General features: G+C 45.3%; 9 protein-coding genes, 3 rRNA genes and 1 other annotated feature. All 12 genes read left to right on the forward strand.

The window, feature by feature from the left end:
* Positions 1 to 61: 61 nt before the first annotated feature.
* The 12 genes from SG0102_RS07025 (at position 62) to ileS (ending at position 14,582) form a co-directional block, all read left to right on the forward strand.
* A complete protein-coding gene (locus SG0102_RS07025) occupies positions 62 to 520 on the forward strand; it encodes an HD domain-containing protein (protein WP_125119289.1) in 459 nt (152 codons plus the stop codon).
* A gap of 61 nt (positions 521 to 581) precedes the next feature.
* Positions 582 to 845: a kinase to dihydroxyacetone kinase gene (locus SG0102_RS07030; protein WP_125119290.1), complete on the forward strand. Its 264-nt coding sequence runs from the start codon at positions 582 to 584 to the stop codon at positions 843 to 845.
* Between the two features lie 277 nt (positions 846 to 1,122).
* Positions 1,123 to 2,648 (forward strand): 16S ribosomal RNA (locus SG0102_RS07035).
* A 264-nt stretch (positions 2,649 to 2,912) separates the two neighbouring features.
* A 23S ribosomal RNA gene (locus SG0102_RS07040) occupies positions 2,913 to 5,799 on the forward strand.
* Positions 5,800 to 5,838: 39 nt separating this feature from the next.
* Positions 5,839 to 5,947 (forward strand): 5S ribosomal RNA (rrf, locus tag SG0102_RS07045).
* The 16S, 23S and 5S rRNA genes sit together here, the layout of an rRNA operon.
* Before the next feature lie 49 nt (positions 5,948 to 5,996).
* Positions 5,997 to 6,851 carry a hypothetical protein gene (locus SG0102_RS07050; protein WP_125119291.1) on the forward strand — a complete coding sequence of 285 codons (855 nt, stop codon included), beginning with the start codon at positions 5,997 to 5,999 and terminating at the stop codon, positions 6,849 to 6,851.
* Positions 6,852 to 6,936: 85 nt separating this feature from the next.
* Entirely contained in the window at positions 6,937 to 8,919 is a 1,983-nt protein-coding gene (locus SG0102_RS07055; RefSeq protein ID WP_125119292.1) for a glycosyltransferase, read from the forward strand.
* A complete protein-coding gene (locus SG0102_RS07060; protein ID WP_125119293.1) occupies positions 8,906 to 9,847 on the forward strand; it encodes a 3'-5' exoribonuclease YhaM family protein in 942 nt (313 codons plus the stop codon). The genes SG0102_RS07055 and SG0102_RS07060 overlap by 14 nt, the downstream gene beginning before the upstream one ends.
* A gap of 86 nt (positions 9,848 to 9,933) precedes the next feature.
* Positions 9,934 to 10,392 (forward strand): cell division protein SepF, encoded by a 459-nt coding sequence (locus tag SG0102_RS07065; protein WP_125119294.1) that lies wholly within the window; start codon positions 9,934 to 9,936, stop codon positions 10,390 to 10,392.
* A gap of 37 nt (positions 10,393 to 10,429) precedes the next feature.
* Positions 10,430 to 11,173: a YlmH family RNA-binding protein gene (locus SG0102_RS07070; protein ID WP_125119295.1), complete on the forward strand. Its 744-nt coding sequence runs from the start codon at positions 10,430 to 10,432 to the stop codon at positions 11,171 to 11,173.
* Positions 11,174 to 11,183: 10 nt separating this feature from the next.
* A complete protein-coding gene (locus tag SG0102_RS07075; protein WP_125119296.1) occupies positions 11,184 to 11,645 on the forward strand; it encodes a DivIVA domain-containing protein in 462 nt (153 codons plus the stop codon).
* Positions 11,604 to 11,804: a binding site (T-box leader), on the forward strand. It overlaps the preceding gene by 42 nt.
* A gap of 36 nt (positions 11,805 to 11,840) precedes the next feature.
* Positions 11,841 to 14,582, forward strand: coding sequence for an isoleucine--tRNA ligase (gene ileS, locus SG0102_RS07080; protein ID WP_125119297.1), 2,742 nt, complete (start codon positions 11,841 to 11,843; stop codon positions 14,580 to 14,582).
* Positions 14,583 to 14,607 lie beyond the last annotated feature (25 nt).

The following is a 14,607-nucleotide window of genomic DNA, read 5'->3' on the forward strand; positions in this document are numbered from 1 at the left end:
GTGTGATTTTTGATCACATCTTTTCTTTTTGCCTTATACTTAAGATAAAGAAGGTGAAAATATGGGAAGACTCAAAACATTAAAAGGCATTATTGAGGAAGAACTTAAAGAGATGGATCCCACTAAAAAGACCGCGGCGATGGCCCATTTATATGGCGTCAGTCTGCAGGCGACAATTATCGCGCGTCATCGCGGGGAAAACAGCGAACTATTAGCGATGGCGGGCATGTTACATGATATCGCAGCTTATAAAACCGGCAGCTATGAGGATCATGCCCATAAAGGGGCGAATATAGCGAAGGAGATTTTAAAGCAGCATCAGCTCACAAATAGCGAAGAGACCAAACTGATTGTCGAGGCGATTGCTCATCATGATGACAAAGATCGCAAAGATTCCGCTTTTGATGAAGTTTTAAAAGATGCCGATGTGATGGATCATGTTTTTAAAGATTTAGATAAACCCGTGAAAGCCAAAGAGCAGGCGCGTTATGAGGCGCTTTGTGAAGAGTTTCAGCTTTGATAATCAAATGAATAGAATTTAGAAAAGATTATGTTATAATACAAAGCGGGAGGTGTAATGCATGCCAGAACAGACAATTGAATACAGATATGATACACAGTTATTAATTGATGGTGAAGATCTTGATGAAGATGAAATCAATGATTACTTCGTTGAACATTTTAAAGGAGACTGCTTATTGGCAGTTGGTGATGAAGATCTGATTAAGATTCATTATCATACGAATGAACCTTGGGATGTCTTAAAATACTGCCGTACGCTTGGAGAAATTTACGATATCGTTATTGAAGATATGGATCGCCAGGCCCGCGGCTTAAAAGGATAGAGAGAAAAAACTCTCTATTTTTTTATCTTCAATTATAACGATCAACAGGGAATAATTTGTATTATGCAAAGAAAACTTTCTAAAAAAGTGAAAAAACCTCTTGCATTTGTTTGACTGGTGCGGTAAGATAAGCGAGCACTCCGGAAAGGAGCGCAATGCAGAACATTGAAAACTGAAAAGAAACACGTCAAAGAACTCATTTTTGAGCGGTGAACAAAACACCGAAAACAAATAGTCAGAAGTAATTTCAAGAGCTTATTCAAAGCTCCATTCATAAACAATGGAGAGTTTGATCCTGGCTCAGGATGAACGCTGGCGGCGTGCCTAATACATGCAAGTCGAACGGAGCACCTTGGTGCTCAGTGGCGAACGGGTGAGGAGAACATAGGTAACCTGCCCCTCCGAGGGGGACAACAGCTGGAAACGGCTGCTAAGACCGCATAGACGCATTCAGGGCATCCTGGATGCGCTAAATGACCGGATGGTCAGCGGGGGGATGGACCTATGCAGTATTAGCTAGTTGGCGGGGCAACGGCCCACCAAGGCGACGATACTTAGCCGGCCTGAGAGGGCGGACGGCCACACTGGGACTGAGACACGGCCCAGACTCCTACGGGAGGCAGCAGTAGGGAATTTTCGGCAATGGGGGAAACCCTGACCGAGCAACGCCGCGTGAACGAAGAAGGCCTTCGGGTCGTAAAGTTCTGTTGTACGGGAAGAACGTCGGATGGAGGAAATGCCATGCGAGTGACGGTACCGAACATAGAAAGCCACGGCTAACTACGTGCCAGCAGCCGCGGTAATACGTAGGTGGCGAGCGTTATCCGGAATCATTGGGCGTAAAGAGGGAGCAGGCGGTGATACAGGTCTGGAGGTGAAAGCCCGAAGCTAAACTTCGGGAAGCCCCGGAAACCGGATCACTGGAGTGCGGAAGAGGATCGTGGAATTCCATGTGTAGCGGTGAAATGCGTAGATATATGGAGGAACACCAGTGGCGAAGGCGACGGTCTGGTCCGCAACTGACGCTCAGTCCCGAAAGCGTGGGGAGCAAATAGGATTAGATACCCTAGTAGTCCACGCCGTAAACGATCGATACTAAGTGTCGGGAGTCAGATCCCGGTGCTGCAGTCAACGCAATAAGTATCGCGCCTGAGTAGTACGTTCGCAAGAATGAAACTCAAAGGAATTGACGGGGGCCCGCACAAGCGGTGGAGCATGTGGTTTAATTCGAAGCAACGCGAAGAACCTTACCAGGTCTTGACATCGATCTAAAAGGGAGAGAGATCTCCTCATAGCTATAGAGAAGACAGGTGGTGCATGGTTGTCGTCAGCTCGTGTCGTGAGATGTTGGGTTAAGTCCCGCAACGAGCGCAACCCCTGTCGCCAGTTGCCAGCATTGAGTTGGGGACTCTGGCGAGACTGCCTCTGCAAGGAGGAGGAAGGCGGGGATGACGTCAAATCATCATGCCCCTTATGACCTGGGCCACACACGTGCTACAATGGACGGAGCAGAGGGAAGCGAGACCGCGAGGTTGAGCAGAGCCCAGAAACCCGTTCTCAGTTCGGACTGCAGTCTGCAACTCGACTGCACGAAGCTGGAATCGCTAGTAATCGCGGATCAGCATGCCGCGGTGAATACGTTCTCGGGCCTTGTACACACCGCCCGTCACACCATGAGAGTCAGCAACACCCGAAGCCGGTGGCTCAACCGCAAGGAGAGAGCTGTCTAAGGTGGGGCCGATGATTGGGGTGAAGTCGTAACAAGGTATCCCTACGGGAACGTGGGGATGGATCACCTCCTTTCTAGGGAGAAATGAGTGTTTCTTTTCGGTTTTCTCTGCTTTGCAGAGAAGGAAGACCCTTGAAAACCGCATACAATCAAAAGCAAAGAGAAGACTTATTAATTCAAATTAGTAAGACTTCCTGCAAACACTATATAAGGATAAGATCAGAGAAACATCAAAGGTCTAGAATCTGGTATAGTGGGCAAAAGCTAAGATAAACAAGAGAAACAGTTAGATCAAGAATAACAGTCAGTAAACTCAAGCTTATTCATATCAACTTTCAGGTCAAGAAAGAAAGGGCGTATGGCGGAAGCCTGGGCACACAGAGGCGAAGAAGGACGGAGCAAACACCGAAATGCATCGGGGAGCCGTAAGCAGGCGAAGATCCGGTGATGTCCGAATGGGGAAACCCGCATGAGCAAGACTCATGCATCCTTCAGCGAATACATAGCTGGAGAGAGGCGAGACGCAGGGAACTGAAACATCTAAGTACCTGCAGGAAAAGAAATCAAACGAGATTCCGTAAGTAGCGGCGAGCGAAAGCGGAGGAGCCCAAACCATCATATGATGGGGTAGAAGGACCCGCACAAAGCGAAGGCCTTGGCAGCCGAATGTCATGGGAAGGACATCCAGAGAGGGTGAGAGACCCGTAGGCGAAACCGAGGCTTAGCGGGCGGAGATCCTGAGTACGGCGGGACACGAGAAATCCTGTCGGAAGCATCGGGGACCATCCCGAAAGGCTAAAGACTCCTGTGTGACCGATAGCGAACCAGTACCGTGAGGGAAAGGTGAAAAGAACCCCGGGAGGGGAGTGAAAGAGAACCAGAAACCATATGCCTACAAGAAGTCAGAGCCCGTCAAAGGGTGATGGCGTGCCTTTTGTAGAATGAGCCGGCGAGTTGCTTTTCCAGGCGAGGCTAAGCAGGATATGCGGAGCCGAAGCGAAAGCGAGTCTTAATAGGGCGAGAGTCTGGAGGAGCAGACCCGAAACCGGGTGATCTAGCCATGGACAGGTTGAAGTCGGGGTGAGACCCGATGGAGGACCGAACCGACCCCCGTTGAAACGTTGGCGGATGATCTGTGGCTAGGGGTGAAATTCCAAACGAACCCGGAGATAGCTGGTTCTCCCCGAAATAGCTTTAGGGCTAGCGTCGCGAGACGGCATGCGAAGGTAGAGCACTGAATATGCGATGGCCTCATCCCGAGGTACTGAGCATAATCAAACTCCGAATGTCGCACGTCCAGTCGCGGCAGTCAGTCTGCGGGTGATAAGGTCCGCGGACAAGAGGGAAACAGCCCAGACCATCAGCTAAGGTCCCAAAGTGCATGCCAAGTGGAAAAGGAAGTGGGGACGTGGAGACAACTAGGAGGTTGGCTCAGAAGCAGCCATCCTTCAAAGAGTGCGTAACAGCTCACTAGTCGAATGACCCTGCGCCGATAATTTACCGGGGCTAAGCATGACACCGAAGCTATGGATATGAAAATATGGTAGGGGAGCGTTCCATCCGGCGGAGAAGCGGGACCGAAAGGGCCCGAGGAGCGGATGGAAGAGAGAATGCCGGCGTGAGTAGCGAGATGCGGGTGAGAATCCCGCACACCGATGGCCCAAGGTCTCCAGAGGAAGGTTCGTCCGCTCTGGGAGAGTCGGGACCTAAGGAGAGGCCGAAAGGCGTATCCGATGGAAGACAGGCGGAGATTCCTGTACCCTTCAGGGAGCGATGGAGTGACGGAGAAGGCTAGCGCAACCGGCGGACGGAAGAGCCGGGGCAAGCGAAGTAGCCGTGATGCAGTGAAATGCGCATCACAGAAGGCGAAGGCGTGACGCATACGGAAAGCTGCGGCAAGTACGGAAAAGCGTGAAGCAGACTTCCAGGAAAAGCTTCTAGCACAAATTTCTGAAGGCCCGTACCGAAAATGGACACACATGGGCAGGGAGAGAATCCCAAGGTGAGCGAGAGAACTGCAGCTAAGGAACTCTGCAAAATGACCCCGTAACTTAGGGAGAAGGGGTGCTCTTCGGAGCCGCAGAAAAATGGCCCAAGCGACTGTTTACCAAAAACACAGCTCTCTGCGAAGGCGCAAGCCGAAGTATAGGGGGTGACGCCTGCCCGGTGCTGGAAGGTCAAGAGGAGTGGTCAGCGAAAGCGAAGCCATGATACGAAGCCCCAGTAAACGGCGGCCGTAACTATAACGGTCCTAAGGTAGCGAAATTCCTTGTCAGGTAAGTTCTGACCCGCACGAAAGGCGTAACGATTTGGGCGCTGTCTCGGCTGCAGACTCGGTGAAGTCTTAGTACCTGTGAAGATGCAGGTTGCCCGCGACTAGACGGAAAGACCCCATGGAGCTTCACTGCAGGCCGACATTGGGCCTGGGTGCATGACGTACAGGATAGGTGGGAGGCTGCGAGACGGGTTCGCCAGGATCCGAGGAGCCGCTGTTGGGATACCACCCCTCGTGCACTTAGGTTCTAACCGGGACGCGTAAGCCGCGTACGGGACAGTGTCAGCCGGGCAGTTTGACTGGGGCGGTCGCCTCCCAAAGAGTAACGGAGGCGCCCAAAGATACCCTCAGCGTGGATGGAAACCACGCATCGAGCGCAAAGGCATAAGGGTGTCTGACTGCGAGACAAACAGGTCGAGCAGGGACGAAAGTCGGGCTTAGTGATCCGGCGGTACCGCATGGAAGGGCCGTCGCTCAACGGATAAAAGCTACCCTGGGGATAACAGGCTGATCTCCCCCAAGAGTTCACATCGACGGGGAGGTTTGGCACCTCGATGTCGGCTCATCGCATCCTGGAGCTGAAGTCGGTTCCAAGGGTTGGGCTGTTCGCCCATTAAAGCGGTACGCGAGCTGGGTTCAGAACGTCGTGAGACAGTTCGGTCCCTATCTGTCGTGGGCGCAGGAGGTCTGAGGAGAGCTGCCCTCAGTACGAGAGGACCGGGGTGGACGGACCGATGGTGGACCAGTTGTCACGCCAGTGGCACAGCTGGGTAGCCAAGTCCGGAAGGGATAAGCGCTGAAGGCATCTAAGCGTGAAGCCCCCTCCAAGATGAGACCTCCCGTTGCTTAGCAAGTAAGGCCCCTTAAAGACGATAAGGTTGATAGACCGGGAGTGAAAGCATGGCGACATGTTCAGCGGACCGGCACTAATAGGCCGAGGACTTGACCAGAGAAGAGATTGTGTGCGGTTTTCAGGGGAGATCCTGAGATCCGGTAGCGATGGCGTGATGGAGACACCCGTACCCATGCCGAACACGGAAGTTAAGCATCACAGCGTCGACGATAGTCAGCAATGGCGACAATAGAACGCTGCCGGTCAGCAGCACCTCAGATGAGGTGCTTTTGTTTTGGGAAATTGGAGGCGTTTATGGATAAATATTATCGCTTAGAGCAGGCGCATGAACAAAAATGTGAGACAGATTTTTTAGATCTGTTAGACGAGCTTGAAGTTAAGGATCTTTTGGCGATTTTAGCGGCTGCTGATATTCATTTAACTGTAGAAAAACTCCAGGTGATGTATGAAAAAAAGTATGACAGCAATCTTCTGATTAAATATCTTCAGAATATATATGAAGATAAAAAAGAGCTGCTGTGTCAGATCAATACGGTGCTTGAAGACGAAATTTTTTCTTTTCTCATCAATCGGATGATTCAGACTTATTATGATCCTGTAGAATTACCCGATCCGCTGCAGCTGCTTATCTTTATGGATGATGTGTCTTCCTACGATCAGGACTGCTTGCTAGCAGATATCATCCAATGGTTAAAAAGCGTTGATGGCATCAAAGTCTATAATGACTGCTCAGATCTGGATGATATTTTCTGGGAAGTGGATGATCTTGAGCCGATGGATCTGCTGCTGGAGTGGCTGGATCCTTATGATTTAGCGGATCATGAATTACCTCTGGTCTGGGATTTTTTTACTGCCGTGGTACAGTTATGTCATGATTTTAATTTTTCAAAACAAGACGAACTGATGGATCTGGCGGCGCTGATGATTTTTTTATACGATCCTGATTATCAGAAAAAAGTATTAGATCAGCTCGCTCATGAAAGCTTCCAAAGTCTCAAACCTTATATTCATCTCGTCAATATGATGTATCGGCACGGGAAAATGGCAGAAAGCAAAAAACTGGCCTTAGCCATTAAGCAACTTAAGGCAGATGATCTGGTAGCGCAATTTGATATTCCAGAACTGCTTGCAATCTTTAAAAGTGCTTAGACAGTCGTTTGTTTTTGTTTTTTGGGCTTTATCAAAAGCCCTTTTTGCGTTAGAATAAAACGTAGTTTTGCAAAGGAGGCTGCTTATGAAAATCGCGATCTTTACCGATACCTTTTTACCGGATATTAATGGCGTGGCTACCTCGGTTAGTATCTTACGTGAAGAACTGATTGCCCATGGCCATGATGTGATGATTGTAACGACAGTCCTGCCGAAGGATAGTGATTATGTAGACCGGATTCCGGTGATCCGGATTAACGGCTTAGATCTTAAACATTTGTATGGCTACCGCATGGCGCCGATTTACAGCTCTCATGCGATGAAAGACATTACCGCTTTTGCACCGGATGTTATTCATGTTCAGACGGAATTTGGCATTGGCGTCTTTGCCCGGATTGTCGGCCGGCATTTACATGTCCCCGTTGTTTATACGTATCATACGATGTGGGAAGACTATTCGCATTATCTAAGCGGCGGCGTCAAGCCGTTAGATTTTGTGGCGCGACGCTTTATCAAACGCTTATCGCATATGTATGGCGGTCATTGTCAGGAGCTGATTGTTCCTTCTGATAAAGCGGCGGCGCGCCTGTATTCTTATGGTATTGATAAACATATTAACGTGGTTGAGACTGGCTTACGCCTAGGACGTTTCCAAAAGACGTCGGCCCTTGAAAAGAGTGTTCAAGCGATTAAGACGCAGTATCATTTACAAGGAAAATTTGTCATTCTCTTTTTAGGGCGGATCGCTCAGGAAAAAAGTATTGATTTTCTGATTCGGGCGATGAAGAAGATTATGCCGATTCGCCGTAATGCTGTTTTAATGATTGTTGGCGGCGGCCCTGATGAAAGAGCCTTGCAGGATTTAACGCACGAATTAGGTTTAGAAGCGGATGTTATTTTTACCGGAGCGAAAGAAAGCGCCGATGTGCCGGCTTATTATCAGGCGGCGGATGTTTTTGTCAGCGCTAGTATGACGGAAACCCAGGGTCTCACTTATATTGAAGCGATGGCTTCTGGCTTACCGGTTTTTGCCCGCTATGATGATAATTTGAAAGATGTCATTAAAGATGGTGTGAATGGCTTTTTCTTTCACGATGAAAATGAATATGTGGCCAAATTGATGAAGTTAGACAACATTCAAAAAGAGCGGATTGCCAAGCAGGCGATGGCTGATGCGAAGGCGCATTCCAGCACGATCTTTTATGAAAAAATTATTGAGGTGTATAAGAAAGCTTTGAATGATATGCAGGAACATTATAAAATACAAAATATTGAGAAACAGAAAGATCAGAGTTATCTGCTCACGATCGTGGCCCAAAAGCATAAAGAAAAGCTGCGCGTTTCGCCCCGTCTGATTGGCGCTTATGGGCTGTTAAGCGGGATGTTCATTGATGAGGAAACGTATCAGGCTTTAAAGGCTGACAGTCAGCTGCATGAGGTTTATCAGGCGGCGTTAAAACTGCTGATGTATCGTGATTATGCCCAAGGGGCGCTGCTTAAGCGTTTGATTGACAAAGGCTATGAGGAAGAGACAGCCAGCAAAGTGGTGCACTTATTAGCGGAAAAGGGTCTCATTGATGACTATAATTACGCGCACGAGGTGATTGCGAAAACGCTCCGTCATCAAGGTGGCTTTGAAAAAGCGCGGAGGACCTTAAAAAAAGAAGGCGTAGAGGCGCAGACAATTGAGGATGCACTGAGTGAATTTGATCAACAAGAGGCTTTAAACGGGGCGAAAGCCTATGCGATGAAGTTAGTGCATCAAAATCGTCATCGCTCGCAGAAGGCCTTAGAGATGAATATCAGGCAAAAACTGCACAGTCACGGTTACAGCAATGATATTATTGAAGAAGTGATGGCAACATCCGATTTTTCGATGGATGAAGCGCGTTCTGATGCCTTACTTGATCAGGCTTTTGACAAAGCGTATCAAAGGTTAAGCCGGAAATATAACGGTCAGGAATTAACGTATAAATTAAAGCATGTTTTGATTCAAAAAGGTTTCACTTATGAAGCCATTAACAATAAATTAGAAGAAAGAGGAAGTGAGCTGGATGGAGAAGATTAAAGAAATGAAGCCCGATATGAGCGTGACATTTGAAGCGATCATATCGCAGGTATCAATTGGCAAGACCAACGGTAAAAATAAACGGAACTATCTTAATTTGATTTTAGAAGATCAGAGCGGAGAGATCGATGCCAAATGGTGGAGCCCGACTGATCATGACTGTCAGGTCTGCGTGCAGGGAGCCGTTGTCAAAGGTAGCGGGGATGTCATTAGTTATAATGACAGCATTCAGATGAAAGTAGCGAAATTAGAAGTATTAGAGGTGACTGACGAAGAGAGAATGAAGTTTTTGCCTTCCGCACCGCTTGATGTTGAAGTGATGATGAAGGAAATCAATGATACGATTTCCAATATGCAAAGTAAAGCCTTACGGGATATTACCCGGTCACTCATTCATGATCACCGCGCCTCTTTTATGAGTTATCCCGCGGCGACGCGCAATCATCATGATTTTATCAATGGATTGCTTTATCATACGTACTGCATGTTAAAAATTGCGAAGGGGATTGCTGATGTCTATGGCAATCTCAATAATGATTTGCTTTTTGCAGGTGTGATTTTACATGACTTAGGCAAGGTAAAAGAATTATCTGGGGCGATTACGCCGCATTACACGGCGGAAGGCAATCTGCTGGGACATATTTCAATTGGTCATACGATGATCAAAGAAAAAGCGGATCAGTTAGGCTATCATGGTGAAGAGGTGGTCTTATTAGAACATTTAGTATTAGCCCATCATGGGAAAAATGAGTTTGGCTCACCGGTGCTGCCGCAGGTGAAAGAAGCGGAAATTTTGTACTTGGTGGACAATATCGATGCCCGCATGGCGATGTTTGATAAGGCTTATGAAGGCTTAGCGCCAGGTGAAACGAGCAAGCGTATTTTTGCGTTAGAGAACCGGACCTTGTACCGTCCAGAATCTCAATAAGGTATATTTCGAAAATTCCTACAAAGGATTTGAATAACCAAAAGAACAATGTTATAATGTGAAAGTGATAAGGAGGATGCACTTCAATGGATAAAGTTAAAAAATGGTTCTTCGAAGAAGAAGATGACGATGAAGAATTCGATGGTTTAGAGGAAGATACTCAGGAAGAAGCACCGGAAGAAGAGGCGCCGGCAGCTCCTGAAGCCCCTAAAGCTAATATTTTTGAAAAAGCAAAATCAAATCGTACAACGGAAGTTGTCAATAAATTAAATGCGAATAAGAATAATGAACTGGTTTTATTTGAACCAAGAAGCTATTCTGAAACTCAGGACATTGCGGCTTATTTAAAAGCAGGCAAAGCAGCGGTAGTCAATTTACATCGCTTACAGAAAGAACAGTCAAAACGTGTTATTGACTTCTTAAGCGGGGTTATTTATGCCATTGATGGTGATATCCAGCAGATTGGTCCGAAAATTTTCTTATGCACACCTAAGGGGATTGGGGTCAGTGGTAATATCTCTTTAGATGATGAAGAAAGTAAATAAGTATGAGCATCTTTGTTCATACTTTTTTAGGTGATTTATGCTAGAACATTTTAAAGGTGAAGAGGCGTTCGTAAGAAAAATACTCGATTATCAAAACCAAGCAGAAAATGGCAAGATGGTTTTAACGAAGTTTTTAGATCCTCATAAACGGGAAATTATTCATGATGTCATCGGACAGCGGGCGGCGATTTATGAAGAGGGCGGTTTTGTCGGCGCGGAGAATAAGCGCGTCATCATCTGCCCGGATTATTATGAGATTGTCCCAGAAGATTTTAAGATTCATGTTTATGAAGTGGGATATAGTGAAAAGTTTGATCATTTAGCCCATAAAGATGTTTTAGGGGCGCTGATGCATTTAGGAATTGAGCGGGCATGCATCGGCGATATCTGCAAGCAGCCATTGGCTTTTGCAATCACTGCCGAGAATAGCGATTATGTCGTAATGGCACTCAAAAAGATCAAACGTTCGAGTATTCGTTTAATTCCTCATGATTTCTCATTAACAATCGTCAATGATTTTAAGAAAAAGGAATTTGTGGCCACGAGTCTGCGTTTAGATAAACTCATTAGCGTGATGTTTGGCTTATCGCGCGCGAAAGCGATGGACGCTATTCACATGGGCAGTGTGAAAGTCAATCATAAAGTTATTGAACAAACGGACTATTTGTGCAATAATAATGACATAATCTCGTTTAGACGACATGGACGAGTGAAATTACAGGTGACCGCGCGAACGACAAAAGCCGGTAACTATATAGTGGAAGGATTATTTTACTTGTGAGGTGAGAAGAGTGGCGGAAAATTTTACAAAAACGTTTCGTGGCTACAGTATTGAAGAAGTCGATGAGACGATTGAAGATTTAGAGTCGCAGATTGACCAGCAGAAAGCGGAAATTGAGTCTTTGAAAGAAGAGCTCCATAACGTCAAAGAAGAAAATGCGATCATGGCGAATCGTTCGACAATCACGGAGAAAGCCAATGAAGAGATTGCCCGTTTGGCCTTGAAAGAAGCAAGTGATTTAATTACGAAAGCGAAACGCAACGCGAATCTGATTCTGAAAGAATCGATGGAATATGTTCGCGGCTTAGATAAAGAAGTGAACGGCTTCAAAGATGATGCGAAAACTTTCCGAGCGGAAGTTGTTTCTTTAAGCAAAGAATTAATAGAAACTATTGACAAATCTGAAATTTTCGCTTTAATTAATGAAGATGAAAATACGAAGAAAGAGACCGGTCATTCCGATCACTTATAGAGAAACTGTGGTTGGTGGAAACAGTGAAGTGAGGAGTCTGACGAATCAGCTCTGGAGTAGCCTCCTGAATAGTTAGGGAGCGCCGTTAGCTGCGTTAAAGCTTGAGCGCACATCGAAAGATGTGAATAAAGGTGGTACCGCGTGCTAGACGTCCTTTAATGGATGTCTTTTTTTATTTGAGAAAGGGAGAGAACAATGGACTATAAAAGCACATTATTAATGCCAAAAACTGATTTTGAAATGCGTGGCAAACTTCCTACGAAGGAACCAAAGTATGTTCAAAGATGGCAGGATGACAACATGTATGAACGTGTTGTAAAACAAAATGAAGGCAAGAAAGAATTTGTCTTCCATGATGGCCCTCCATATGCCAATGGACATATGCATATGGGGCATATGATGAATAAAATCATCAAAGATATCATTTGTCGTTATAAAAATATGGAAGGTTTCCATACACCATATATTCCAGGATGGGATACGCATGGTTTACCAATTGAAAATGCGATTCAGAAACTTGGGGTGGATCGTAAATCGATGTCTACCGCTGCCTTTAGAGAAAAATGTTACGAATATGCGTTAAAACAGGTCGCTGGGCAGATGGAACAGTGTATCCGGGTAGGGACATTCGCTGATTATAAGCATCCTTATTTAACTTTACATAAAGAATTTGAAGCGCGTCAGATCGAAGTTTTCGGTAAGATGGCTTTAGATGGTTTAATCTTCAAGGGATTAAAACCAGTTTACTGGTCACCTTCATCAGAATCAGCTTTAGCGGAAGCGGAAGTAGAATATCATGATGTCAAGGCGCCAACAATTTATGTACGTTTTAAAGTGAAAGATGGGAAAGGCCTTTTAAATGAAGACAATACATACTTTGTCATCTGGACAACTACCCCTTGGACCATTCCAGCTGATCAGGCGATCTGTTTAAATCCAAATTATACCTATGCTGTTGTCAAGAGTGAAAAAGGCAACTTAATTGTCTTAGAAGAATTAGTGGATCAGTTATGGGAAATCTTCGGCTTAAAAGAAAAAGAAATTATCCAGCGTTTCACTGGTAAAGAAGCTGAATACATCACATGTACGCATCCGCTTTATCCAGATCGTGAATCATTAGTCATCTGCGGTGATCATGTCACGACTGAATCAGGGACTGGCTGTGTCCATACGGCCAGCGGCTTTGGTGAAGACGACTTTAATATCTGTAAAGCTTATAACATTCCTGTTTATGTCAATGTCGATGAACATGGGCGTATGATGGATGACTGCGGCGAATGGTTAGCCGGTCAGTATGTTGATGATGCCAATAAGACTGTTACCAACCGACTTGATGAACAGGGTGACTTATTAAACTTAACATGGATCACCCATAGCTATCCTCATGACTGGCGTACAAAGAAACCAATTATCTTCCGTGCGACCGATCAGTGGTTCTGTTCAATCGATAAGATTAGAGATAAATTATTAGATGAAATTGATCATAAAGTACACTGGATCAATGAATGGGGTCAGATCCGTATTCATAACATGATCCGTGACCGTGGCGACTGGTGTATTTCCCGTCAGAGAACATGGGGTGTCCCAATCCCAATCTTCTATTGTGAAGATGGTACACCAATCATGGAAAAAGAAGTCTTCGATCATATTTCTGAATTATTTAGACAGTATGGTTCAAACGTGTGGTTTGAAAGAGATGAAAAAGACTTATTACCAGAAGGGTATACGAATGAACATTCACCAAATGGTATCTTCAAGAAAGAAAAAGATATCATGGATGTCTGGTTCGACTCCGGTTCTTCACATACTGGTGTCTTAATCGAACGTGGTTTAGGTTATCCAGCTGATTTATATTTTGAAGGTTCCGATCAGTATCGTGGCTGGTTCAACTCTTCATTAATCGTCGGCACAGCTGTTCATGGTCAGGCCCCTTATAAATCAGTCTTATCCCATGGCTTCGTCTTAGATGGTAAAGGCAATAAGATGTCTAAATCATTAGGCAATACCGTTGATCCAATTAAAGTCATTAACCAGTATGGGGCTGATATCGTGCGTTTATGGGCCGCTTCTGTGGATTATCAGTCCGATGTCCGTATCTCTAAAGAAATCTTAAAAGGCATTTCTGATAACTATCGTAAGATCCGTAATACAATGCGTTTCTTACTTGGTAACTTAAATGATTTCAAAGATACTGATATCATGGATCTTAAAGACTTAGAAGAAGTGGATTTATTTGTCTTAGCTAAATTAAATGATGTCATGGCAGAATATCATCAGGCGATGGAAACTTATAACTTCGCTGATGCTGTCAAGGCGATCTTAAACTATATCACGAACTTATTAAGTGCCTTCTATATGGACTTCACAAAAGATGTTTTATATTGTGATAAGTTCAATACGACAAGAAGACGTCAGATTCAGACAACTCTTTATTACAATGCGAAAGTCTTAATGAAGGCCATTTCACCAATCTTAGTCTTCACCAGTGAAGAATTACATGATCATTGGTATTGTGATACAAACAAAGAAGATTCCATCTTCTTAGAAAAAGAATTACCAGCTTTTGATATTGAAAATGCGGATGCGATCAAAGCAAAATTTGATAACTTCATGGCTTTAAGAAATGATGTCATGAGAGCCTTAGAAGCGTTAAGAAATGATAAAGTGATCGGTTCAAATATGGAAGCGGCTGTCACGATTTCATTAAAAGATGACTACAAAGACTTATCGGCTTTAAAAGCTATGATGAAAACATTCTTCATCGTCGCAAAAGTTGACTTAAGTGTTGATCATGAAGGTTTTGATGAATATGATACAGCTTATGTCAAAGCCGAAAAATTCGGTGGTGTTCAGTGTCCACGTTGTCGTAACTACTTCAGCGAAGAAGAATTAAACGCTGATGGTTTATGCCCACGCTGCGCTGATGCAGTCAAATAACAATCAGGAAGGGGATCCTTGTATC

It is taken from the genome of Intestinibaculum porci (genome assembly GCF_003925875.1).
Classification (GTDB): domain Bacteria; phylum Bacillota_I; class Bacilli_A; order Erysipelotrichales; family Coprobacillaceae; genus Intestinibaculum; species Intestinibaculum porci.